This is a genomic window from Lactiplantibacillus sp. 7.2.4, assembly GCF_018991185.1.
Classification (GTDB): Bacteria; Bacillota; Bacilli; order Lactobacillales; family Lactobacillaceae; genus Lactiplantibacillus; species Lactiplantibacillus pentosus.
Map to the genome: position 1 here is coordinate 16,963 of NZ_JAGYGS010000025.1, position 26,115 is coordinate 43,077.

A 26,115-nucleotide genomic window follows, 5' to 3' on the forward strand; every position below is an offset into this window, starting at 1 on the left:
ATACCTGACGCACATTAACTTTCCTTAATTCTGATGCATGCTTCGCTGTTGGTAGCGCTTATATTTCGCATGATAGTAACCCGCTATCACGACTAAAATTAATAGCCAGCCGCCCATAATCGTGAGTAACCACTGGCACGTCTGCTCATCGGTCTGTGGTAAACGCCCCCACCACGGCTGATTGACAGCTTGTGCCGTCGCCGGTTCACTATAATACCGGCCACTACTGGTTGAAGCGCGTTGTACTGCCTGACGACTGTGAGACTGACCGGCCTTAACCTGGTCGCTTCCAATCGTTGTACTTGATGAACCCTTTGCCGGCTTAGACACGGATGACGCTTGTCGAAACGTCACCTCGGCCGTACTCGTATCTTCAGCACGAACGACCATGATCGGTAGACTAATAAAAATTGCGGTAAGCGCAACGCCCAGCAGTAATCCCAGCCGTCGTGCCATCTTCATCGCCCCCTCAAGGTTGAACCGCCAAACAATTAACCTTTTGTTCGCAGTTTAACAAAAGCAATTCGAGCTAAATCTGGGCTTCAGCGTCCGTTATTGAGAGATAGGTAACACGTGTTATCGTTTCCCCCATTCACGATGTAATTATAACATTATTATTTTGCAACGGTTACATTTTTCGTCCTATTTTATAAAAATATTTGTCTACGCAATTATAAATTCTGAATTCACTTAGCTGCCCTCCTAAGTGCAATTCTTATCGCTGTAATCAAGCGAATCATGCCACCTATCAAAACCTGATAGTTACCAATCCTATTCATATATGCTATAAACTTAGTATGCGTTGAAATCCGATATGCCAACGCTTGAAAATAATACAATTAACGATATGTTGCTAAATCAAATATTAATTCAAAAATTAATTATCCCTGATAACATTAATATGAGCCTGAATGGCCGATGATGTTGCCATTTCTTACTTTATGGTTGTAATGAATTTCAAACACAAGGAGGATAAATATGAATTTCACAAGGCTTCAATACTTCTGTGATGTTGCAAAGCTACATAGTTTCTCGCAAGCCGCAGAACAAAATTTCATTTCTCAAACTGCTATCAGTCAGCAAGTCGCAAAATTAGAAAGAGAATTGGATGCGACTTTAATTGACCGGACAAAGCTTCCAATCGAGCTGACACGCATTGGTAAAGCTGTTTACAAGCGCGCATCAATCATGCTCGAACAATATCATATTCTCAAGGGAGAAATTGCTCAGCTGCGTCAAACATCCAACTTATTAACGATTGCTTATCCTAATGGCGCTACTGAATCTGTCGAGAAACTAGTTTTACCTACAATCAAAACGATGGACGATTTAGAATTATTTCTAGTAAAGAGTGATTTAAACGATATTCAAGAAAAATTACTCAATAAAACGGTTGATATGGCGGTTTGTTTTGATTCAGAGATTACGGCCAACGAGCAATTAAGCACACTAACACTAGCTCAAGGTAATTATGAAGTCGTTGTGGGTCCCGACCACCCTTGGTATCAGCTAAGATCAATCAATCCCCAGCAGCTACTGAATCAATCAATTATTTATGTTGCAAGTCGGCCAAACACAAATTCTTATCTAAAAATGAAAGACCACTCTAAAGCAGATCATGTCCCATTAAAAATAACTGCCACAGTCTCGGATATTGATACGGCACTACTGCTAGTCCAACTCAATAAAGGGATCACATTCATTCCAGACTACAAAAAAATAAATAGCGACTTTCATACCTTACATCGCGTTAAGATTCTCAATAGCCAACATCAATATAAAATCTGCTTGGCCTGGCGCAAAAACGATTCAAATCTGAAATTAAAAAGTGTTATTCAAGCATTTCAAAGATAGAAGCATTTGCTTATAGCATACTGTATTTCAATGTTGGATTTTATTAATACATTCACATAAAATGGAACTATCAAATAAAAAGGTGGCTTTGTTTTATGGAAAAATATGTATTCACTGGTGTAGATGGCAACTTCGGACGTAAATCAGCTGAAATCGCACTTCAATTGCTCGATAAAGCACAATTGGTTTTTACTGTCCCAACTGAGAAGGGTCTGGTTGAGTATCAACAACAAGGAATCACAACTAAAGTGACTGACTTTAACAATCCAGATAGCTTAGTTAAAGCCTTCAGCGGCGCTAAAAAGGTCTTATTAATTTCAATGCCATTCGTCGGAGAAAAGCGTCGTCAGGCTCATAAGAATGTCATTGATGCTTGCTTAGCTAGCGGAGTAGAACAAATTGTTTATACATCTCTAGTTAATGCATCTGACCCTACTAATCCAAGTATCGAAAAATTAGACCATGCTTGGACCGAATCGTACATTGAAAACACCGATCTCGATTATATTTTTCTGCGTAATTCTCAGTACGCTGAAGCGATGATCTCCAACTATTTCGCAATGGTTGAAAATGGTATTCTTGCTAATAATCAAGCGGACGGTAAGATGGCCTACATTTCTCGCCAGGACTGTGCTATTGCTGCCGCCTATGCAATGGCTTCAAAGTTAAAACACTCGATTTTGAATATTAACGGTCCCGAATTACTGACTATTAGTGATTTTGTACAAATCGGCAATGAAGTCTCCGGTCACGATGTTAAGTACCAAGTAGTCAGTGATGAGCAAGACTACGCTATTTTTGACAAAATGGGAGTTCCTCGTACTACCGATGGAGACTTCAAAAAAGACAGTTCCGCACCATTCTCATCAGACGGCATGGTAACTTTTGGGAAAGCTATTCGTGAAGGTAAAATGGAAACATTTTCTGATGATTACTACAAACTAACTGGTCAAAAAGCACGTACCGTCAGAACCATGTTTGAAGATTCAGCAAAATATCAAATTGGTGCCCGTCATTCTGTCGATGCATAAAGCGAGGTACAAACTATGAAACAGTTAAAAACTGATATTGTCGTTGTTGGTGCCGGTGCATCTGGAATCGGTGCGGCATTGAGCGCTGCCGAAAACAATGCTCGTGTTATTTTATTGGAAAAAGGTAATAAATTTGGTGGGGCTGGAATGTTCGGCGCGCAAGGATTGTTCGCCGCTGGTAGTCGATTGCAAAAAGCAAGTCATATCAACTATTCACCTAAAGACGCATATGTCGAAATGGTCAATTATACGCATTATCGTTCTAACACACGCCTCACAAAGGCCATTATTGACAAATCTGCAGATACCATTGATTGGCTAGCTAAAAACGGTCTACAAACAGAATTAGTCAACAATACGCAAGAAGTACATCAAAACCATCCACGCGTCTATCATCAATATATTGACAAATTCAATGGCTTTCAGCGCCTGATGAATCATTTTGCTAGCTTAGGTGGACAATTACTAACCGACGCTTCGATTAATTCTATTGACTATGTCGATGGGAATATCATGCACGTCACAATCACCCATAATGATGCTAAACAACAAATTGATTGTTCTAAAGTTATTTTCGCTGATGGCGGATTTGTCGGCAATCATAAAATGGTCGATTCGTATCTAACTATAGACCGCGATTATCTCTATAGTATGGGAGAAAGAAAAGCAACCGGAGATGGAATCCAAATTCTGGCACAGTTAAATGCGGATACCAGTGGATTGGGCGTTTTTGAAAACCATGCTGCATCTGTTGTCTCTAAGACGGATCCAAAATGGCACAATGACACGATTTTCACCCTAACCAATCTTCCGTTTCTCTGGCTTAATCGTCGTGGTCAAAGGTTGGTTAATGAAGATATCGTATATGATTTTGCACTCTGGGGAAACATCACCTACACTAATGGCGGCTATTACTATTTCATTCTCGATCAGCCGACTATTGACTACCTAAAGACGCATCGGTTAGATTGGACTGATTCTTTTGAGCGCACTTTCAAAACATTGTCGCACCAAGACATGACACACACAGTAGGTCCTTTCCCCACTATTGAAAAAGACCTTCAAGATGCAATTAATGAAGGTGCCGCCGTCAAAGAACAAACACTGGCACAAATCGCCAACACGTTAAACTTTGATTACAATACAATGCAACAAACAGTGCTCGAATATAATCAAATCATCAATTCTGGATTTGATTCTGATTTCAACAAATCCGAAGAATTTTTGCAGTTTCCAGTCTCTCAAGGGCCATTCTATGCAGTGCAAGCCCAGTCAACAACACTAGGAACAATTGGTGGTATCACCGTTGACGAGGCACTACATGTTCTGGATAAGAGTGGACAAATCATTCCAAATCTTTACGCTACAGGCAATAACGCTAGTGGTATGTATGATACTTCTTATCCTACTTTGGAAGGGATAAGTTGTGCTTTCGCTTGGAATTCTGGTCGAATTGCCGGTGAAGACGCTGCGAAATCATTGTAACTTTGTTAAAAGTCGAAAGTTAATTTCGACTTTTTTATTTTACTTAGAAAAACGGTATTTGCCACTAGTCATATCCAGAACTAATCACACAAATAACTTACTCTCCATGATGTTCAAATATCCCAAATTCACGTCCACTAATGCCCATGCTCGAAATCATGCACAATATCCGTACCCGGGTGAACCAAATGGTGGGTATCGCGATACTCGATTCGCAGCTCAGTATGCTGCTTTAAATCTGCTAAGACTTGTTGATATAACGACGGTCGGTGTGGAATCTCGAGTAGATCATAGCTATGGATCAGCCGTTCTCGGGCCCGCTGCGCCTGCAAGAAAAACGTATAACAGTCAAACAAGTGATTATCGACAATCAACAGGTGGTAACGCCACTGATAGCGTCGCAAAAAATAACGATCAAAATTCGCAATCAATTGTTTAGATTCTGCTATCATCGTGGTTCACCTTCCAATCAAGCTTGGTGCCCGCCCAATAAACCTGAGCGCTCAACGGCCGTTCCAGCCGACTTCTTGCTATACCCCCGAATGATTGCGCGATAACCGTATCGGGCCCGAATCTGGTCGATGGCATGTTCCAAACGCAGGTTAGCCGTATGCCGGTCGTTATCCTCAAACAACGACAATTGAAACGTGCTTGGCTTGCTGATGCGATTGACCCGTACCCCTAAATTGCGCAGGGCGTTGCCTTGCCACCGCGACTCAAATAAATACTGGACCGCACGAATCAAATCATTGGTCGCATTAGTTGGGTCGACCTTAGTCTGGGCACTCCAGCCATGCCGATTGTGTTCATCAGGCGTCGCAAAACCAACCGAGATACCAATAACTTCGCCTAAAACATCGTGTTTGCGCAACCTAGTGGCCACTTGGTCGGCAATTTCGAACAGGACCGTTTCGATATCCTCCCGTGTCGTATAATCGCGCATCAGCACCTGACTATTCCCATAACCCCGGTTATCGGAACGCGGCACGTACCGCTTCGTTAGGTCGGAATAGTCGATGCCCCAACTATGAAAATACAGCGCATCGCCCAGCACGCCAAATTTACGTTTGAGTTGTTGCCGGTCTGCGTGGGCTAAATCAGCCACGGAATAAATACCCAGTCGTTCTAACTTGGCCGCCGTCTTATGTCCAATCGACCAAAAGTCCGTCAACTTAGGAATCTACCACACCGTATTCGGGACATCCGCATAACCCCAGTAAGCAAACCACGGCGCTTCCTGCTTAGCCGCATTATCCAAGGCTAGCTTCGCCATTAACGGATTCGGCCCCATCCCGACCGTTGTAACGATCCCAGTCTCCTGAAAGATTTTTGCCTGAATCTGACGGGCGATTTCACGATTCGCCCCAAACAACTTGTGACTATGGGCCACGTCCGCAAACAACTCATCGATACTATAAATAAACGTATGCTGCTCATCCGTAAACTGCTGAATAATCTGACTGATACGATAATTCAACCGCACATAGTCTGCCATGTGCGGTGCGGCCAGTTCAATATCCATCTGCGGTTTTAAATCATACTTACGCGTGCCGAGCTTTACACCATAATCGCGTTTGGTATCCGGCGATGCTGCTAACACCAGGCCACCCTGCGATTCTTCACGCGACAACACGGCAATCTTGGCCGCTAATGGATATTCACCGCGCCGAATCGCTTCGGTACTCGCGAAAAAGCTCTTACAATCAATACACATGATATCGCGCACGGGTAACCGGCTCGGATCATCTAAGGGTGTCGGCATGGTCCCACCACTTTTCACTCGTGGCCAACGCCGCCCATCGAATGTCTTCGAGGTACACCGTCTTCAAATGCTGCGTGTTGAGCTGGATATAGACTTGGTCCGCATTAAACCCAATCACCTGGCCACTAAATTCTGCGATGTGCTGATTATTCTCAAGTACGTTCAACTGTAACGTCACGGCCGCGCCTTCTTGCCAACTAGTCTGTAGAACAGAATCAATTTGAGGCAACGTCATTTCTGGCCGGGCCGGCGTCGGGCGTTGTTGCTGCTGTTCAGTTTCCAGATACGCGCTGTGGCCGGCTAAGATCCAGCCCATCCACTTCATCATGCCACGGTCATCATAGAGCCACTTTTCTCGGGGGACGACTCGTTCCATAACTATCACCAGTCCTTTTATAAATCATTATACGAACGTATGTTCTTTTTGGCAAGTTTTATTTCAGACTTCATCCTCGATTTTTGACACGCAACCCGTAAAAAAGGCCGCCATCACAATGGATAGCGACCACTAATTTATTTTTTAGCATTCTTCAAGGCATTACTTGGCCCACTTGTCGAGAATCAGTTGCCCAATCGTTTGCCAGTGGGTTTCTAAGACAAAATGGCCACCATCTAACAAATGAACGTCGGTATTCGGATCATCCTTCGCAAAAGCCTGCGCACCCTGATAAACAAAGCTAGGGTCATTCTTACCCCACGCCGCAATAATTTCCGGTTGATAGGTTCGAACGTACTTTTGGAAAAGCGGATAATTTTTAACATTATTTTGATAATCAAAAATTAAATCTGATTGGCGCTCCACATAGTCCGGCAGCGTGGTATAGAAAATATCCAACGTATAACCATCTGGTGAGACCTGGTCGGGCTGTTCACCACCTAAATACTGTCCAATAATCGTTTCCGGCTTAAAGGCTGACTGATAGCTTTGCCGTAACGCTGCGGTTGGGTGTTGCCAATAAGTCTGTCGATCAGCCCATTTGGCACCCAGGCCTTCTTGATAAATATTGCCATTTTGACTGACGATGCCTAATATCCGTTGTGGGTATTTCACTGCCAAACTAAAGCCAATTGGCGCACCGTAATCAAAAACATACATGTAGAACTGATCAATCTTCATCACCGAGAGAAAATCATCAACATACTTCGTCAAGTTTTCAAAAGTATAATCAAACTTATCATGGGCCGGAGCAGCTGATTGTCCAAATCCAATGAAATCAGGCGCAATCACGTGAAAATCATGGGCTAACATGGGCATCAAATTTCTAAACAAGTGGCTCGCAGTTGGAAAACCATGGAGTAACAAGAAGACTGGTTTATCTGGTGATCCCGCCTCACGATAGAACATCTTTAATCCGTTAACTTTGACCGTTGCATATTTCATTCTCGCTGACCTCGCTTTATTTATTTAACAATTTTATTGTAATGCGATTTTGATATATAATAAACCACGAAAATAAGAATATTGTCATCTCAAATCAAGATATCAAGGAGTTTGCGTTTATGAATACCGACACACTCAAAATGTTTATTACCGTTGCCCAAGCCGGGAGTATTTCAAGCGCAGCGCAACAGCTCGGCTACGCACAATCCAATATTTCGACTAAAGTCCAACAACTTGAAGCGGCTTTGAACACACAATTATTTCATCGTACCAATCGCGGGATCCATTTGACCGCAACGGGACAACAGTTATTCGACCAAGCCATTCAAATCGTTCAATTGACCGAGAAAGCCATCGCTGATATTCAGCACCCCCACGAAGTCCGTGGACAACTTCGAATCGGGACGCTTCAAACGGCAGCTTCAACTTTTCTACCGCCGATTTTGTCAGCCTATCATCAGCACTATGCCGACGTTAATTTGACGATTCAAACTGGCACGACCCTTGCCAATGCACAGCGGGTCGCCAACTATCAACTTGACGGCGCCATTATCGGTGGCCAAGTCAGTGATCATGCGCTGACCTGTCTGCCACTCATGCAAGAATCCCTCTGCTTGATTACCGCTAATTCAACCAACACCGATATTACGCAACAGCCAATGCTCGTGTTCCCCGTTGGCTGCGCGTATCGCCAAACATTAACGCGCTGGCGCGATGCCCAACAACTCCCCATCCCTCAGCCCATTGAGTTTGATTATTTAAACGCCATCATTGCCAGCGTTAGCGCGGGCCTAGGCATCAGTATTCTGCCGCAACGCGTCGTTCAGCCTTATCTCGACGCTGGTGCGATTCGGGCGGAAACGTTGCCAGACGCTTTTTCGACGTTGCCAATCAGCTTTATTTATCGAACTGATGCGGTAATGGCGCCACCACTAGAGTGTTTTATCAAACAAATCAAATCGTTTTAAGCGCGGATAATAACCATTCAAAAAAGTAGACGTTACAGTAATATTCGAAAAATGAATATTACTGTAACGTCTTATCTTATTATTCAGTGCGTCCCATGAATGACTTGAGCGTCTTGCACAAAATTTATCATAAACCAGGTTGCCTATGCCCCGTATTCTAAGACAACCATCTCGGCCATCGTGATTTCACGGTACAGTTGGTTGAATGAATCCTCACTGAGCCCGGCCGTCGCGTTATATTGTTGTTCCACATAATTCCGTTCCGCCTGAAAGACATGGCGATAAATAGCCATTAGTTCACGCATCTGATCAGCTGTATAATCAGGATGCTGAACCATCCGCCGCCATTCTGAAAGAAACTGTCGGAGCGTCGTATGACCGTTTTGCGAACGTAAATCAAATGTGATGGCCTCTTTAAATTCTTGCGAAATCGGCATTTGCCATAATTCATGAATACCTGCCTCAATCATTTGTTCTCGAATTACCGCCATTCGAGCCGCATCATCCATATCAATCCGTACTTTAGGCAACAACCAGCGAAAGATGACTGTCGGAACGATTAAACTAAGAATGATCAATAAGCTTTCAGACATTAATACCAAGTTAAAATCAGCCGTCCTGACCTGAGTTTCGGCAACAGTAAAGGCTAATGCAAACGTCACCGCACCGTGAATGCCACCTAGCGCAAATATCCAAGCTTCACGATTACCAATCCGTTGAACCAATCGAACATAAGCGTAGCGGGCCAATAAATTGGCGACGTATAAGACAACCCCAATACCTACCCAAATCAGTGAACCATTATAAGTAACTGAGCGGTCTAACAACGTTCTGAGCAACATAATTCCCAGCACAATAAAGACAACGCTATTTAAAATATCACTTAGCAATCCAATTAATTGGTGCAGATCACTAGCAAGCTGCGGATTAGCCAGTGAACTTCGCTCGCCCTCAGCATTGTGAACCAGCCCGGCGGACACAACCGCGATAATGCCAGAAACGCCCAAAGCCTCCGCCCCAAAATATAAAACAAACGGTGTCATTAAAAAGATGATTTTAAGTGGCGTTCCGTTATTATACGTGTTATTAATAAAGTTCAACTTGGAACGTAGCATTGACTGCCGAATATAGACAATCAAACTGCTAACTATTCCGCCGAAAAGCAACCCGCCCCCCGCAGAATAAATAAAATCCCATAACGTCTGATAATAATTAATATAACCATTGATATACCACAACGTTGCCATGTTGAGCAAAATAATGCCTGACGCATCGTTGAATAATGATTCCAACTTCAGGCTCGTTTGTTGTGGACGCGGCAATTCTCGGCCCATCGTTACCGATTCGGTCGCCGTTGCATCGGTTGGTGTACTGATTGCAGCCAGAATAAAAGCTAATGGCAATCCGACGCCAGCGAAAAGTTGAGTCCCAATTCCGGCCACAACTGCACAGAGCACAACCATCCCGACGGTCAAGCTTAGAATTTCCCGAGCATGCCGTCCCACTAAGTTGAGCCGCGTATTTTGGCCTTCAAAATACAGTAGTGGTGCGACAATCAGTCCAATAAAAATCTCCGAATTGAACCGTTCTACCAGGCCGTTTAATAGCGGAATTACGGCAATCACGGCACCAACTAGCATACTGACATAATTCACTGAAAGTCGTGGTAACCAGCGACGGTTGATCACAATACTGACCATCGCCGCAACCACCAATATGCTAGTTGAAATAAGTAGTGTCATTTTTGTCCTCACCCCTTTTTTTATTAAAATAACTAACATTGATTATTGCCGCTTTAATTTGGCATGTAAAGTAAAAGCAACCCCTACAACTCACACGGCTTACATTGATTCGACAGCCACCAGCCGATTATTATTGTTGGAACAAATACCCGCCAAACTAAATCCAAAAAATTAGCGCGTCAAGCCGCCCATGACTTAACGCGCTAATATCAAATTTCTAATTATGTTATGCTTTTATCCAATCACAGGCTTACTTTTCCTGATGATGCCGGAACGCTTCAATCATCGTCCACGTCAAACTCGTATTTTGGTCGTTGTGCGGAATCTGATCACGTTGGAACCACTGGGCCTTAGCCAATTCGTCAGTTTCCAAGTCAATCGCCACGTTTTCGTTCAAATCCGCAAAGTACCCCGCTAATAAGGAATGCGATGGCGCCCACGGTTGACTCCCAAAGTAACGCAAGTTGTGAACTTCCAACCCAACTTCTTCAAAGACCTCGCGCCGAACCGTGTCTTCAAAGGTCTCACCAATCTCGTTATAGCCAGAGATCAGCGAATAATAATTGTAGCCGGACAGGAACTTCGTCATCAGTAATTTGTCCCCGTTCGTGACACCGACGATAATCGCTGGCATAATCGTGGGATAGATCGTCTGACCACACGCGGCGCAAACTAGTGACCGTTCCGCGCTCCCAGGATGCAGCGGTTGCCCACAGTGCCCACAGAAACGATTCGTATCATACCACCAGGCCAAGTGAGCGGCAGTCGCGCTACTAAATGCCAACCAAGCTGGTTTTAAATCGCGGAACTGTTTCGTCGAACCCACGGTATACTGATCGGTTGCCGTTGCGGTCACATCCACCCAGAAAAAAGCGGCTTCGTCGACTGCCAGCAAGTACTGATACTGGTCCGCATCAAACTGCCAATCCTGCGCTACTGCTTCATACTTAGGTAGCGTGCCATCTTGTAGTAAGACTTGCTGCTGGCGGCCAATTAAGATGTAATCGCCAGGACGCGGTGAACGTTGCTGCTCATTTTGATTTTTTAAAACGTGCGGTTGAATATCTTGAAACATGTTGGGCCCACTTTCCTATATAAAATCATTAATTTTAAAACAATGGTTTTATTATAACGAAATCGGTGGGGTTTTACAGGAATTCGTCTTTGTAAACGTTCTTAAAGCTTCGTCTGAGAGAACTGCTGCATCAATGCCTTCAGCAGTGGTGGCTGCTGTCCCGGTTGAGTCAAGGCAACAATATCGTAATCCTGCAGGTTGTCCCCTTCAATCGGCAGATAGGCGACTTGTTCATCATGTTTAGCCGAGATGAGTCCCGCGGGATAAAATGCCACCGCCTGATTGAGTGCCACCAACAGATGCATTTGTTCAGCGCTCGTAACCCGGCGAATTTGCTCGTAATCTTGGATAAAAGGTGCGCTGGCCAAGAAGCTTTCTAACAAAAACGTCGAACTTTCTGGACTGTAATACAAAATGGGCAGCGTCGTTAATGCCTGTTGTGGTAGCTCTTCTAACTTGCTCAAGGGATTCAAGCGGCTGACCCCCATCACCATTTGATTATGATAAATCGATACTGCCTGTAGTTTGGTTGCCGCTGCGACAGCTGGTCGACCATAGCTAATCGACAACGTCAAATCGAGCGAGCCATCCAATACTTGCTGCGTTAGGTGTTCATTACTCCCCTGTCGCACAACAAATTGGCTGTCGGGCCACCGCTTTTTTAGTGCGTATAACGCCCGCAGTAACAGTGGTTGTTCAAAAGCTGAAAAGTAGCCAACTCGCAGGAGTCGTTTGGTAGGCGCATCAAACTCGCGTAGCTCCGTCAACGCCGCCGTATAGTTATTCACAATATCCTGTGCTGAAGCCCAAAACAACCGCCCTTGAGGGGTCAAGCTAATGCGATTATGACCTCTTTGAAATAAGGTGACCTGTAATTCATGTTCAAGTTGCGTCATCTGCTTAGACACCGCACGTTGAGACCGATATTCACGGGCGGCGACTTGCTGAAAGCTACCATATTGTACGACGCGTAAAAAAGTCTGTAAGCGGTCAAAATCCATATTGTCAACTCCATCCGAACACTTTGTTCGCCTGACGAACTAAATTGTCCGTTTGTTTACAGCTAAGCACCCGTTATGATGAGGGTGTGTTAGCGGTTACTTCATTATAGTAATGGTGAATTCGACCGTCAAATGGCTAATCAATACAAAATCTGTCTGGAGGAATTGATATGACGTTAACAAAACGGACTTCATATGACATTGTCGTTGTGGGTACTGGTGCTGCTGGAACCGCTGCTGCTCTGGAAGCGGCACAACATGGCGCGACCGTCCTACTACTTGAAAAAGGTCGGCATACTGGCGGTAGTAGTAACTACACTGAGGGATTATTTGCGGTTGACTCATATTTACAGCAAGCGCAACACATTCACGTTTCGGCTACTGAGGTCTTGAAGGAAGAAGTCGACTATTCCAAATATCGCGCTGATTCACGCATTTGGCGCCAATATCTAGACGATAGTGCTGACACGGTGCAATGGCTGAAGGACCAGGGTGTCGAATACGAAGGCGTTCAGACGATGGGCGCTGGTGAAGCAACTTGGCATATCTATAAAGGCATGGGCCAGGCTGTTTTACATGATGCCTTGCAACCCAAAGCCTTGGCACTGGGCGTCGAATTACTGAACTCAACCACCGCCATCGACTTGCACCAAGCTGATAACGGGACGATCACCGGTGTCACGATTCAAAACGCGGCCACCAAGGAGACTCAACTTGTCGAGTCGCATGCCGTCATTCTGGCGACCGGTGGTTATTTGAACAACCCCGAGATGATGCAAAACTTGACTCACTATGACACGAGCCGCTTAATTCCAGTTAGTTCTGGCAAAGGGACTGGTGATGGCTTACGACTTGCTTGGCAGGCTGGTGCACAACAATACGGTACGGGCATGGCCATGTTATTCGGCGGCTATTTAAAAGACCCGAGCGAACCTTCGTTTAAGTACATGGCTTCGCAAATGGAAACTGCCGCTGGTCAGCAACCCCTACTATGGCTAAACGAACATGGTGAACGTTTCGTCGATGAAGCCGTCGTTTATAATTTTTCATACGCTGGAAATGCCCTGTATACACAAAACCAGGTCTTTAGCATTCTTGACCAAGGTGTTATTGACCGGATGGCTCGTGACGGAAACTTCATGGGGCTGGGCGTCTACGTTCGTCGGGGCGAAAAGATGACCAAGTTACAAGCTGAAATCGATGCTGCCGTTGCGGCAAATAAGCCCTTCATTTTCAAAGCGAAGACCATCGAAGAATTAGCGGCCAAAATGCACTTACCGGTTGACCAAGTCACTCAATCCATTCAAACTTACAATCAATATTGCGATAACGGCCAAGATAAAGAATTCGGGAAGGATCCCGCCTACCTAGTCAAGGTTGACCAAGGGCCATTTTACGGTTTCGAATTGAACGTCGGTGCATTTTGCACGATGGGTGGCCTAAAAGTAACAACGGCCAACGAAGTGCTCGACACTGAAGGAACGCCGATTCCAGGGCTATACGCCGCCGGAAACGATGCTGCGGGTCTCACGGGTGATACTTATGGCCCGAACATGCCAGGAACCTGTGTCGGCTATGCCTTTTACTCCGGTCGAAACTCGGGTCGTAATGCCGTCACTTATCTGAACAACGATGTAGCTGTAACTGACTAATAAATTTAAAACGTGCCATCACAAGACGTGCTGTTCAAAAGCACGTCTTTATTTGTCTTCTCATGTAACTGGCAAACTGGTTGCTAACCGTATTTATTTCCCACTTAGTCAGGTTTGCAAACCAAGTCATTACAATCATTATGGCCTTTAAAAACCAATTACTTTCATCGCACTGACTAACACTTCTTAAGGTGCATGACAACTAACGCAATGTGCCGGCTGATGAAACCGCCTACAAAATCCCTGTTTTATCCATATATTGCCCGTCAATTTTGCATGATCACTCAAGCTCAAACCCATTTTTTCCATGTTTATCAACAGATAGACCATTGTTCTGAGCGGTGCTACAATTTAGCCGAATTGAATTCTTATCATCAAAAAGGAGTGTCATTATTTTGAATAAGCAGAAGATTATCATGGCGAACCCGCCAAAATGGCATCTCGTCACGGGCATTGCCGCCACGTTGCTGGCAAGCCTTATTTTAACGAACCAACAAGCATTCGCCGCCACTGATACCCCAACATCGACGGCCCCGGCAACCCAACAAGTCGGTAGTGCTAGTCCACTAGCGAGTAACCAAGCCGTTCTAACACCGACGAACCCGGCAACTAGTGGCGCAAAAACAACGACCGAAACACAGCCAACGGTATCACCGGCATCGACTGTGCCTGCCAGTCTTGCGGCAAGTACAAGCCAGCTAAGTGCTAGTTCAAAAACGCCGACAAGTGCTTCTTCCGGCGCGGCAAATAGTACGGAAACACCTCAGCCAGCCGCAAGTCCGGTCACTTCGATGGCGACTAATTCCACAGCACCGACGTCTAACAATGTCGGCACGCCGACTAGTAGCGGTGTGCCAGCCAGTTCGATTGCATCCGCTGCCACCAGTTCTGGGGCCAGTGGCAAGACCGGCACGAGCGCCGAAGCACCAACTAGCCTGGCACCACTTAGTACGACCAGTAGTCCGGCTAGCAGTACAAGTACAACACTCAAAAGTAACGGTACGTCTGCCGCTGAAAGTAACGCCGCTAGCTCAGTCCTTGCACCATCCGCGGCTGCAACACCAAGTACCGGTAGTACCGCTGCGCCTAACTTAATCACTAGCGCCGTCAACAGTATCGCGACCAGCGCCGTTTCCGAAGTAGCTAGTGCAGCAAGTGCCGAAAGTGCTGGTGCACCTAGCTCAGCTGCCGGTTCGACTGTTGCTGGTTCAACTGGGATGACTAGCGCTGCTGGTTCGACCGGAGGAGCCTACTCAACTAGCACACCTAGTTCAACGGGCGCGACTAGTGCGACTGGCTCAACTAGCGTTCCCGGATCATCGGCAGCGCCGGCAGTGACCAGCGCCTTTCAAATCACTAGTGCCGTTAACAGCATCGCGGCTAGCACCTATTCTGAAGATGCGTCGGAAGCGAGTGCTGAAGCTGCTTCAGCGGCGGCCAGCTCCGAAACTGCCGCAACCAGTGCCGCCAGCACGAACCCGACTTCTACGGCCGCACCAACTGAAAGTATCGACACATGGATGCCTAACAAACGCCTTCAATTGGCCGTTTTAAGTGAATTACAAGCACTCAAGCTCCCCGACCATCAGTTTAATTCCGTTAATGATATTACTCAGGCTGATATGCAATTATTAACCACGTTTCATGGCAAAGATACGTATATTGATGGGCACACGGCCTACTCATTGGAAGGCTTGCAATACGCCACCAATTTGACGTCAATTTGGCTAAACAGCGGCCTTAATGCGCCTGGTGGTTACTATAACGGCGACGTCACCGACCTTTCGCCGTTGAGCGGGTTGACCAAATTAACATCGCTGAACATTCAACATAACCGCGTCAGCGACTTATCGCCGATTGCTCATCTGACTAACCTTAAGGAATTGGAAGTTGCCTATAACAACATTGCGGATCTGTCCGTTTTCAAAGATCTTCCAAATCTAACGCGAACGACCTATGGCGGCCAAACGATTTTGGAACCACTACGCTACGTCGACCAAAACACTGCCAGCGCAACTTTGCAAAACCATTTTTACTTACCGAATGGGCAACAGGCGGCACTGAAATCACAAGCGGCAATTCTGAGTCCCGTACGGTTTGCGCCGAATGATGGCGGCTTCTACTACCGTTTTTACTTCAACGGTGCGGATAAGGCTGTCAGTGGTGACCTCAGCAACGTGGTGCCCGCTGAACAAGGCGGCCTAACGTTTAATCAGCTGGTCCCACAGATTCCTGGTTTTACCGGCGACGCCAACGGTCAATTCGCGACGAATGGTGTCACGCTCAACGTGGTCCCAAATGAGAAAAATTTCTACCTCGTCGCGCAAGGTATGGAGGGCAGCACGCCTGTGTTCCACGTCTTTCAGCCGTACGTTCTCGCAGCCAAAGCGGCCCCCGTCACCATCCAGCATGTGGATCGTAGCGGTGCCAGCTTACGAGACGCAGAGCAATTGACGGGCCTGGTCGGCGAAGATTATCAAAGTACGCCAGCTGAAATCACCAACTACACGCACGTGGATACCCAGGGCGCACCTCAAGGGACATTCAGCGCTGAACCACAAGCCGTCACTTATGTCTATGAAAAGACGGCTGGTGCCCCGGTCACCGTCAGTTACCAAGACGAACAGGGCCAAACGTTGAAGCCCGACACAACTTGTAACGGTTTTGCGGGCGATCCATACGCGACGCAGCCACTAGAAATTGCTGGCTACGACCTCACCAAAACACCGACCAATGCGACCGGGACCTTTAGCGGCGAACCGCAACACGTGGTCTACGTTTATACCAAGCAGATTCCACAGCCCGTTACTGCTAGTTACCAGGATGAAAATGGGCAGACGTTGAAACCGGACGTCACCCACACTGGCGAAATTGGTGCGGCTTATCAGACCGAAGCACTCGAGATTCCGGGGTATGACTTAGTTAAAACTACCGGCAATGCGTCTGGCGCCTTCACTAAGGAACCGCAGACCGTCGTTTACATTTATACTAAGCAGATTCCACGACCCGTTACTGCTAGTTACCAGGATGAAAATGGGCAGACGCTGAAACCCGACGTCACCCACACTGGCGAAATTGGTGCGGCTTATCAGACCGAAGCACTCGAGATTCCAGGGTATGACTTAGTTAAGACTAACGGCAATGCTTCCGGCGTCTTCACTAAGGAACCGCAGACTGTCGTTTATGTTTATGCCAAGCAGATTCCACAGCCAGTTACCGCTAGTTATCAGGATGAAAATGGGCAGACGTTGAAACCGGACGTCACCCATACTGGCGAAATTGGCGCGGCTTATCAGACCGAAGCACTCGAGATTCCGGGCTATGAGCTGGTCAAAACTAACGGCAATGCTTCCGGCGTCTTCACTAAGGAACCGCAGACTGTCGTTTATGTTTACAAGGAATTGGCCGTCCATCCTGTCACGGTTAGTTATCAAGACGCTGATGGCAAGTCGCTCCACGCCGATGTCGTTTTGTCCGGAGCATTTGGTCAAAACTATCAAACAGAGCAACTAACGATTCCCGGCTACATCTTCAGCAAAGTTATGGGTTCCACGACTGGTACCTTTGGAACGACCGCCCAGCACGTGATCTACGTTTACACGCCGGAGCCAAGTGTCCCAGAAACACCCGCGCCAAGTCCAGAACCAGGGCCACAGCCGGAACCGACGCCGCAACCAGAACCGGAACCGCAGCCAAATCCAACGCCACAGCCAGAGCCAGCACCTCAACCGAGTCCGGCCCCGCTGCCAGGACCGGTGCCACAACCAGGACCGACACCGCAACCAGGGCCAGCGCCATTACCAGTACCGATGCCACTTCCTAATTTGACACCACAGCCAGGCAGTTCGTCGTCAAGCGCCCCTGTTGCACAAGGGACTAGCGCGCCGCAATCAGCAACCACGACCCACTCAGCGTCAGCGCCAATCGTACCAGCCAACGCACTCGCGCAGCCAGGAGCAGCCGAATCCCCTGCGACAGCCGCTGCTCAGAAAGCTGGCCAGTTGCCACAAACTAGCGAGCAGACTGAACATACCGCAACGCTTGCTGGCTTACTTGCCGCACTGTTCACCGGTTTAGGTTGGTTAGGTCTCGCTGCTAAGTTTAAGAAACGGGAATAAATTTATTACTGATTAGAAATCAAAACGACCACTCAATGTAGTGGCCGTTTTTAGTTGCGATTGGAATATCGGACTCATCCAATCAAATTTACTAAGATGACAGCCGCACTGACGCTCATTCGTTTGCCCCGTTGTGTGATGTATTCGAGATTACTGACTCAAACTCATTTTCCCCCTTCAATCACACGCTGATCTAAACCGCAAATAAACCATTTTACCAGTGTATAATGTTTTCGATTAACAATTAGTTCAGCTATAATAAACCTATACGAAAGGAGATCAAAATAATGAAATATGCGAAAACCAAAGAAGTATTGAATCAACTTGTCGCCGATTTAAGTCAGATGTCGATGATTATTCACCAAACGCACTGGTACATGCGCGGGCCTAACTTTTTGAAGTTGCACCCACTGATGGATGAATTTATGGAAGAAATCGACAGTCAGCTCGATGTCATTTCTGAACGTCTGATTGCATTGGACGGCAACCCTTACTCCACCCTTAAAGAAATGGCCGATAACACTAAGATCAAAGATTGGCCTGGCACTTGGGATAAGACGACGCCAGAACGGCTGGCACACTTAGTTGATGGCTATCGTTACTTGGAAGACCTTTACCAGCACGGCATTGAAGTGTCGGACGTTGAAAAGGACTTCAGTACCCAAGATATTTTCATTGGTCTCAAAACCGCGATTGAAAAGAAGATTTGGATGATTCAGGCTGAGCTTGGGTCAGCACCAAAAATCGACGAATAGACCTACTCGTTCAAAATTTTAGCTAAGACTGACAACGTGCACTGCGATATGATTCGCGGTGCACGTTGTTTATTTAGCCCGGACTTAATTGTTGATTCAGCTAATTTTCCTAATAGCGTCCTTAAAATGCTGTGATGGTACTAAACATTCCATCTATCAGGAGGAATTCGAATTGTATTTAGATATCGCAACCAAAGCCAAATCACTATTTAAAAATTTTCCAAAAGTATCCGATCCCGAAACGGCGGCCCAGACCGCGGTCGTTAATCCCCTATTTTCGTGGCATATATCAACAATTCAAAAAAATAAATTTATCGTTTTTAACAATGATGGCTGCTCGTTACACGTCGTCATCAAGAGTTCCACTGATCAGGCGCAAGTAGGAGCTGATTTTTGGGCTATGTTGGAACAGTTATGGCTTCAATGGTCACTGGATAGACAACTTTTTGAGCAGTACCGGACGAAAGCTAAGCCGTTTGTCGTCATCCAAAACATGAATCGCACCGTTGCCAAAATTCTAAGCAAGACCATTCGTGACCACGAGTTGAATGCTAAGAAAACAAAGCCTGATGATGCCAGTCTGCTAAGGCTTTCCAGCCTGCTCACGGATGACCTGCAACCCCAAAATGGTGGCTGGTAATCCGTCATTGCCAGTAGCTCTCCAGTATCGACTCGCTTGATTGTTCCGCTTTTCATCTGAAAACGGCGCTCAAGTGTATTCAGACTCGCGGTCTGTCAGATCAGTCGCACGACACCACAATTTAAAAAGGATCGATAATTTGCAAATTACCGATCCTTTTTTGTCGTACTTAATATTAAATTCAATTAATGGCTAGTCCAAAGCCAGCCACGATCCCCACGATAATAAAAATAATTCCCATCACGAAACTTGTCCAAACGCCCATCGCTGCGAACGGTGATGTTTCGGCATTACCATGTAACTTCACCTGCCGAAAATAGCGCCGAGACGCAATTAATTGATAACAGCCCAAACCAATGAAAAGCAAACTGAACAGCAGTTGTAACAGCATACTGGTCTTCATTATGGTTTCCCCCTCGTCGACAGTCCGCATCATTTTTATGATTATTTTAATTTACCGTATGACTTGAGTGTCAACTTTTATTTGTTGCTTCAATTATACCATCAGCGCCGACAACTAGGGCCTTAACTTCACTTTTGACGATAATAATTTGCTGCCATCAAGGCCCAGCGTCTTTCTTATGATGCCTAACTAACGTGAGGTCAACTCGCAAGTTCATTTAAATAAAGTTGTCAAGACGGCAATTGGGTCTTGATTGCTACCAGATCCACGGCCTCACCACATTGTTTTAACCCGGTCATCGTTTCGTATATGACTGTTTGACAAAAATAAGAAGAAAATATGAATTTTTTGTTAAAAATTATAGTCTGTTATGCTATGATTGGTTTTGCTCGGTAAATCTTTCATAATTTTAATAATTTTCGAGTATCAATTTTATTCATATTATTTCGCCCGATGTGTCAATTCTAGGAGGAACACCGATGAACGAAACAAAGTTCTGTATTAATTGTGGGAAGGAAATTCCCGCAAACGCAACGTTCTGCTCATTCTGTGGTGCGGATCAAAAGACGGCCGCAACCGCTGAAACGCAAACTGATGGGAACACGACAACCGGCAAGCAGCCGACGCCACCGGAACACGACAACATGTGGACAGCACTCAAGCTGGGAATGAAACAAACCTTTACTTGGTCGCAGCGCATCACCCGCCCACAATATTGGTGGCTCTACTTGGATTTAGTGATCATCGCCTTGATTTTGACGTTCACGCTTGGCCTCAAAGTCTATAGTTTTCCGGCATTTGCGGCGCACGTGAATGTGCTTCAAGCGGTTCTGCTACTCATCTATTCAGCGCTCATGTGCTGGATTTCAGTGATGCAGTTCACTGCAGGTGCTCGGCGGCTGCACGACTCCAATCGTTCGGCACATTACTTATGGTTCTCACTGATTCCAATCGTCGGACCAATCTTGATCATCGTTTTCATGTGCCAACGGTCAAAACCAGCTGGTGAACGGTTCGATCGTTTTGCTAGTCAGCCCAAGCCATGGACGCACAAATGGTGGACTTGGTGTCTGCTCGTCTTATTCACACTCCTGTACGCCGGTTCAGTAAATATCGTCGCACGTGACAATGCCATGGATTCCGCGCTGACAACGACGTCCAATTCTGATTCGACGAGTGATTCTGACGACAGCTATACGGATAGTGACAGTTACGACGACAGTGATAGTGATAGTACGGACACCGATTCAGACACTGATTCGGAATCAGATTCAAGTTCTGACACTGACAGTATTACCGTTGGCGATGACGACATTGATATTTCTGATCAAAAAACTTATAACACTTCATACAGCGATAGTAGTTGGACGGGTTCTACCTTCAAAATCGATAAAGTTACAGTTTATAAAACTGACGGGGCTTACACCATCGGTAGCGGCAGCGACAAACGTGACTTTAACGGTGTTGTTAAAGTTCACATGAGTATCCACGCTGGTCGCGACATTTCAGCCTACCCAACCCAGGCCAAGCTCAGCACCAACGATGGCCAACAGGTCGACGCTGACATGGATAGTGACGACTTCGATGGCGACTTAAACAGCGGCACGGATACTGACGGTAATTTATACTTTGAATTATCAAAATTATCCAGTGTCAAAGACATTACCAGCATCCGCCTCAAATGGGACGCCAGCTACGATACGGATGATTACGATGATGACAACGACTTTAAGACCTACGATGCAACACTTAATTTGAATTAATTTTTAGTACCTAGATGCGTTGCGGATTGCGATGTGAGTTGTAATTTGCTGGCATTGTGTTGGTGCTGAGAGCGTTAAAAATCCCCTGAGTTGGAAATTCGACTCGGGGGATTTTTTTGCTCTATTGATAAAGCACGGTCAAACTACCTTTTCGTTAGTCGCAATGCCTTACGTTATCACACGTTGAATTTGCATCGCCATCAACATAATCTCTTCATTAGGCAAAGGTACTTTAAATTTCATATTCAAGTAAGCGGCCACTTTCTGTGCAATTGTAAATGCACGCGGATTCTGGTTTGCCACCAACGCAACCATCGCAGGATCGGCATCATCAAACAATTCACCCGCGATTGCGCGCTCTACTAGAAACTTCACGTGAACGACACACCGCTGATAATTCATTTGATGTTCATTAATTGTCACGCCTGCTTGGTATTTAATAATACTAATAATCCGGCTAATTAGTTGACCAGCCTTTAAAGCGTCCTTGCGTTCATCATTTCCATTTTCCGCATTAATAATGTGTGACGCAATATTAGCGGCTTCCTGTTCAGAAAAATCAGTATTAAATGTTTGATTGACTAGCCTTACTGCAACATTGCCAATCTCAAATTCATGGCTGTAATACGTTTTAATTTCCCAATAAACGCGATTGGTAATTTCGATTCCTTTGGCATCGCGTTCCAACGCAAACTTCAAATGATCTAGCAATGCAACATATAACGAGTCACTTAACTTGGTTTGCAATTGCTCAGTTGCACGGTTCACAATCGTCTGAGTCAGTTCAATTAATTGGGGTGACGTTGACGCTACTGTCGTGAGTAATTGTTCAACACTGGGATTAGGTGATGTTACAAAGACTTGGTTAAAATCAGAATCTCCTATCACGGTTCCTGCCTTCTTACCATAGCCAATTCCCTTACCCAGTAGAATAAATTCTTGAGAATGTTCATCAATAGCCAACACAACACTAGAGTTAAGCACTTTCTTAATTCGCAGCATCTAATCACCCCCATCTTGGTTAATTTAAGTCTGCACCATTCGTTCGAATAACTTTTTGATACCATTTAAAAGAATCTTTACGGTACCGATTTAATGTTCCATGGCCCAAGTCATCCTCATCAACATAAATAAAGCCATAGCGTTTTGACATCTGAGAAGTCGAGGCACTAACCAGGTCAATTGGGGCCCAACTGGTATATCCTAGTAGATCAACTCCCGCGTCAACTGCTTTGATCATTTCTTCGAAGTGTGCGCGGAAATATTTAATTCGGTAATCGTCATGTACCTGATGTTCGGGTGTTAACACATCTTTGGCTCCCATCCCATTTTCAACAATCATCAGTGGCTTACGATACCGATCATATAATTGCAATAGTGAGATACGCAACCCCACTGGGTCAACCGTCCACCCCCATTCAGTAACGGGCAAATGCGGATTTTTACCACCTACTATGGTGTTTCCAGTGGTCAATGTCAAATTGTTTTCATCATAAGATGAGACCATCGACATATAATAACTGAAGGTAACAAAATCAACCGGATTCTCTTTCAGAATCGTCAAATCAGCTGGCGTCATTTCAATATTAATATGTTGTTCTTTAAAGTACTTCAGGACTAAAGGTGGATATTCACCGAACACCTGAACATCTGCTGGAAAATAGTTCATCGTGTTTTTATTGAAAGAAGCCAGTACATCACGTGGATCTGAAGAATTAGGATAATCCGTCAGTTTAGTTAACATACATCCCACTTGGCTTCCAGGAATAATTTCATGACACGCCTTCGTCACTAATGCGGAAGCAACAAATTGATGATGGAATGCCTGATACTCCGTCTGAAGCAAATTTTCAGTCTGATCTGGGATAATTCCAGCCGACGTAAACGGATGGCGTGTCACACTATCAATCTCGTTAAAAGTCAGCCAATATTTAACATCCGTTTTGAAAGCATTAAAGCAAGCCTTACAGAACCGCTCGAATAAGTGAATTACCCGCCGATCTGCCCATCCGTTATACTTGGTCGCTAACGCTAGCGGCATCTCATAATGGGATAGTGTCACGATCGGTTCAATATTTAACTCATGCATTTTAGCGAAGAGTGCCTTATAGTAAGCCAACCCTGCTTGGTTCGGTTCTATCTCTTCTCCAGTCGGAAAGATTCGAGTCCACGCAATTGATAGCCGCAATGTTTTGAAGCCCATTTCATGAAACAATGTCAAATCCTCTGAATAACGATGATAAAAATCAATTCCACGACGTTTGGGATACTTCTCAACATCGGTACTCTCAATTGCTTCATTAATGTCAGCTTGTGTTACACCAACTTGTTTGCGATAATCTTTAACATCAATATTGGGTTTATAGCTGGCAACATCTGCAACCGACAACCCTTTCCCATCAACGTTCCATGCACCCTCTACTTGATTGGCAGCAATTGCGCCACCCCACAAAAAATCTTTTCGTAAACCCATTGTTTAAACTCCTAACTTAGCAATATTCATGACAGACTGATCAGCCACTGTGGAACTATTTTCATCGACCGCAATGGTATAACTCTCCTGGTTAGTCACAACCATCATCGTAATCGGGTTATACCCGGCAGCTTTAATCTTTTCAACATCAAACGTTTCAAGCAGGTCACCCGTGTGTACTCGTTGCCCGACCTTTACATGAGATTCAAAATATTGTCCGTTTAATTGAACGGTATCGAGTCCAATGTGAAAGAGAATTTCAGCGCCATTATCCGTTTTCATCCCTAATGCATGTTTGGTTTCATAAACCATCTCAATGGTTCCATTAGTTGGTGCAATCAATCGACCTTCACGAGGCTCAACAGCAATTCCTTGCCCAAGCAAACCTTGTGAGAAAACGTCATCGGGTACGGCCGATAATGGCATAACCTTACCAGCTACTGGTGCTCTCAAATCCTCGGCAGCTACTGTCGTCGTATCAATGTCAGTCTCGTTAGAACTAGCTTGCGTCTCATTTTTCCAAATAAGTAGGCTAACCACAAACGACACGACAAACGAAATTCCAAATCCGATTAAGGCATGGATTAAATTAGCCGGATTATTCTTATCCACGAACATTGGTAAACTAGCTAATCCGGGACCTACAATCGTAAATCCTGACAAACCAACAATACCGACATACGCGCCACCAATCACACCGCCGGTAACAACACTAATCATGGCTCGTTTGTGCTGTAAAGTGACCCCATAGAGTGCGGGTTCAGTAATGCCAAATAAAGCTGAAATTCCTGCTGAAATAGCGACTGCACGTAATTTTGCATCCTTGGTACGAAGCGCAATTGCAAAACAGGTCCCGCTTTCTGAAATATTATGTGCCAGTGAAGCAGGTAAGTACAGTGATTCCTTACCAACCGTGCTGAAAGTCGAAACAACGTATGGAATCATCGGTTTATGCATCCCGGTTGCAACCATAAACGGCAAAGCACCAGCAAGTAGCGCTGTCGCAGCCCATCCCAGATGAGAATTCAAGAAAAGGATAACACTCACAAACGCTTCACCGACAACATACCCCAATGGTCCAAGGAATAGTAGCGTAATTGGTGCTGTAATCAGCATTGCCATCATTGGAACAAAGAAAATTCGAATAGGTTTAGGTGAATACTTAGTAAATAGTTTTTCCATCAAGGCGTAAAATAACACGCACAAAATAGCGGGAAAAACCTGTGAACTATATGTCACATTCGTAACATGTAAGCCAAATAGTGTGGTCCCTTTCGTTAGCATAGTGACCAAATCAGGTAAAATCAACACGCCAACTGTGGACACTGCAACCAACGGATTCACTTTTAGCTTCTGGGCTGTTGTTATGGCAACTAAAATCGGCAATAAGTATAATGGTGCCCCGCCGACCAAGCTTAAAATTTGATATGTAGGGCTTTTTTCACTAATCCAGCCAAACATCGCAATCAGCATCAGCACGGCCTTTAGAATACCGCCCCCAGCAATCGCTGGTACTAGTGGCTGAAAAACGCCAATGATAAAATCAAGAATCACTTTTCCCCGCGATTGCTTAGGGCCTTTCGCGGTACTATTGTCAGTATTTCCTAATAATACTTGAACGGCATCAAACATTTCAACAACATCATTACCAATAATCACTTGGCATTGTCCACCTGCGATAACTGCGCCTAAAACACCATCAACTGTTTTGAGCTGTTCTAGGTCCGCACGATCAAAATCATTCAAAGTAAACCGCAACCTTGTTGAACAATGAATTAGTGAATTGATGTTTTCAACACCACCAACACCTTCAACAATTGCTTTTGCACTAGCTTGAAAATCCATATTAATCACTCCTTATGACAAAAAAACAGGATCCAAAAGTTGTCGGACTATGCCCGTCACTTTTTAGATCCTGCCTGCATTACCAGTTACATGTCTATTGATATTATGTACAAGTCTTAATGTAAGCCTTTTCACCCTTGATTGTCAAGCTTTTTTAATTTTCATTT

At 45.2% G+C, this 26,115-nt stretch carries 20 protein-coding genes and 1 pseudogene; 9 read left to right on the plus strand and 12 right to left on the minus strand.

Annotated features, from left to right (window positions below; genetic code table 11):
• Positions 1-24: 24 nt before the first annotated feature.
• Positions 25-456: a hypothetical protein gene (locus tag KGF70_RS09200; protein WP_216768507.1), complete on the minus strand. Its 432-nt coding sequence runs from the start codon at positions 454-456 to the stop codon at positions 25-27.
• 522 nt (positions 457-978) lie between these two features.
• Between KGF70_RS09200 and KGF70_RS09205 the strand changes: the two genes are divergently transcribed.
• The 3 genes from KGF70_RS09205 (at position 979) to KGF70_RS09215 (ending at position 4,370) form a co-directional block, all read left to right on the plus strand.
• Entirely contained in the window at positions 979-1,854 is an 876-nt protein-coding gene (locus tag KGF70_RS09205; RefSeq protein ID WP_101872828.1) for a LysR family transcriptional regulator, read from the plus strand.
• 95 nt (positions 1,855-1,949) lie between these two features.
• Positions 1,950-2,885, plus strand: a complete 936-nt coding sequence (locus KGF70_RS09210; protein WP_216768508.1) for an NAD(P)H-binding protein — start codon at positions 1,950-1,952, stop codon at positions 2,883-2,885.
• 15 nt (positions 2,886-2,900) lie between these two features.
• Complete coding sequence (locus KGF70_RS09215) at positions 2,901-4,370, plus strand: FAD-dependent oxidoreductase (protein WP_216768509.1); 1,470 nt, start codon at positions 2,901-2,903, stop codon at positions 4,368-4,370.
• Between the two features lie 137 nt (positions 4,371-4,507).
• On the opposite strand, the gene KGF70_RS09220 is transcribed toward KGF70_RS09215, so the two are convergent.
• The 4 genes and pseudogenes from KGF70_RS09220 to KGF70_RS09235 form a co-directional block, all read right to left on the minus strand.
• On the minus strand, positions 4,508-4,822 hold the full coding sequence (locus KGF70_RS09220; protein WP_216768510.1) for a hypothetical protein: 315 nt from the start codon (positions 4,820-4,822) through the stop codon (positions 4,508-4,510).
• Positions 4,823-4,839: 17 nt separating this feature from the next.
• A pseudogene (locus KGF70_RS09225) lies at positions 4,840-6,132 on the minus strand (Y-family DNA polymerase).
• Positions 6,113-6,508 (minus strand): DNA-directed RNA polymerase subunit beta, encoded by a 396-nt coding sequence (locus KGF70_RS09230; protein WP_216768511.1) that lies wholly within the window; start codon positions 6,506-6,508, stop codon positions 6,113-6,115. The pseudogene KGF70_RS09225 and the gene KGF70_RS09230 overlap by 20 nt, the downstream one beginning before the upstream one ends.
• Positions 6,509-6,670: 162 nt before the next feature.
• On the minus strand, positions 6,671-7,513 hold the full coding sequence (locus KGF70_RS09235; protein WP_216768512.1) for an alpha/beta fold hydrolase: 843 nt from the start codon (positions 7,511-7,513) through the stop codon (positions 6,671-6,673).
• Positions 7,514-7,632: 119 nt separating this feature from the next.
• Between KGF70_RS09235 and KGF70_RS09240 the strand changes: the two genes are divergently transcribed.
• Positions 7,633-8,481: a LysR family transcriptional regulator gene (locus KGF70_RS09240; RefSeq protein WP_216768513.1), complete on the plus strand. Its 849-nt coding sequence runs from the start codon at positions 7,633-7,635 to the stop codon at positions 8,479-8,481.
• Positions 8,482-8,624: 143 nt separating this feature from the next.
• On the opposite strand, the gene KGF70_RS09245 is transcribed toward KGF70_RS09240, so the two are convergent.
• The 3 genes from KGF70_RS09245 to KGF70_RS09255 form a co-directional block, all read right to left on the minus strand.
• A complete protein-coding gene (locus KGF70_RS09245; RefSeq protein ID WP_216768514.1) occupies positions 8,625-10,223 on the minus strand; it encodes a sodium:proton antiporter in 1,599 nt (532 codons plus the stop codon).
• 250 nt (positions 10,224-10,473) lie between these two features.
• Positions 10,474-11,298 carry an NAD(+) diphosphatase gene (nudC, locus tag KGF70_RS09250; protein WP_021337227.1) on the minus strand — a complete coding sequence of 275 codons (825 nt, stop codon included), beginning with the start codon at positions 11,296-11,298 and terminating at the stop codon, positions 10,474-10,476.
• A 101-nt stretch (positions 11,299-11,399) separates the two neighbouring features.
• Positions 11,400-12,299 carry a LysR family transcriptional regulator gene (locus KGF70_RS09255; RefSeq protein ID WP_216768515.1) on the minus strand — a complete coding sequence of 300 codons (900 nt, stop codon included), beginning with the start codon at positions 12,297-12,299 and terminating at the stop codon, positions 11,400-11,402.
• Positions 12,300-12,469: 170 nt separating this feature from the next.
• On the opposite strand from KGF70_RS09255, the gene KGF70_RS09260 reads away from it, so the two are divergent.
• The 4 genes from KGF70_RS09260 (at position 12,470) to KGF70_RS09275 (ending at position 19,464) form a co-directional block, all read left to right on the plus strand.
• Positions 12,470-13,951: an FAD-dependent oxidoreductase gene (locus KGF70_RS09260; protein ID WP_216768516.1), complete on the plus strand. Its 1,482-nt coding sequence runs from the start codon at positions 12,470-12,472 to the stop codon at positions 13,949-13,951.
• A 395-nt stretch (positions 13,952-14,346) separates the two neighbouring features.
• On the plus strand, positions 14,347-18,069 hold the full coding sequence (locus tag KGF70_RS09265; RefSeq protein ID WP_216768517.1) for a MucBP domain-containing protein: 3,723 nt from the start codon (positions 14,347-14,349) through the stop codon (positions 18,067-18,069).
• Positions 18,070-18,356: 287 nt separating this feature from the next.
• Positions 18,357-18,824 (plus strand): DNA starvation/stationary phase protection protein, encoded by a 468-nt coding sequence (locus KGF70_RS09270; RefSeq protein WP_050339800.1) that lies wholly within the window; start codon positions 18,357-18,359, stop codon positions 18,822-18,824.
• A 172-nt stretch (positions 18,825-18,996) separates the two neighbouring features.
• Positions 18,997-19,464, plus strand: coding sequence for a hypothetical protein (locus tag KGF70_RS09275; protein ID WP_216768518.1), 468 nt, complete (start codon positions 18,997-18,999; stop codon positions 19,462-19,464).
• Between the two features lie 181 nt (positions 19,465-19,645).
• On the opposite strand, the gene KGF70_RS09280 is transcribed toward KGF70_RS09275, so the two are convergent.
• Positions 19,646-19,867, minus strand: a complete 222-nt coding sequence (locus tag KGF70_RS09280) for a hypothetical protein (protein WP_225083036.1) — start codon at positions 19,865-19,867, stop codon at positions 19,646-19,648.
• Positions 19,868-20,346: 479 nt separating this feature from the next.
• On the opposite strand from KGF70_RS09280, the gene KGF70_RS09285 reads away from it, so the two are divergent.
• Positions 20,347-21,630, plus strand: coding sequence for a DUF805 domain-containing protein (locus KGF70_RS09285; protein ID WP_216768519.1), 1,284 nt, complete (start codon positions 20,347-20,349; stop codon positions 21,628-21,630).
• A 168-nt stretch (positions 21,631-21,798) separates the two neighbouring features.
• Here KGF70_RS09285 and KGF70_RS09290 read toward each other — a convergent pair whose 3' ends face one another.
• Genes KGF70_RS09290 through KGF70_RS09300 form a run of 3 tightly spaced genes read right to left on the minus strand, consistent with a single transcriptional unit; the run spans position 21,799 to position 25,948 of the window.
• A complete protein-coding gene (locus KGF70_RS09290; RefSeq protein WP_216768520.1) occupies positions 21,799-22,632 on the minus strand; it encodes a PRD domain-containing protein in 834 nt (277 codons plus the stop codon).
• A gap of 19 nt (positions 22,633-22,651) precedes the next feature.
• A complete protein-coding gene (locus tag KGF70_RS09295; protein WP_216768521.1) occupies positions 22,652-24,103 on the minus strand; it encodes a glycoside hydrolase family 1 protein in 1,452 nt (483 codons plus the stop codon).
• A gap of 3 nt (positions 24,104-24,106) precedes the next feature.
• Positions 24,107-25,948 (minus strand): PTS beta-glucoside transporter subunit IIBCA, encoded by a 1,842-nt coding sequence (locus KGF70_RS09300; RefSeq protein ID WP_216768522.1) that lies wholly within the window; start codon positions 25,946-25,948, stop codon positions 24,107-24,109.
• Positions 25,949-26,115 lie beyond the last annotated feature (167 nt).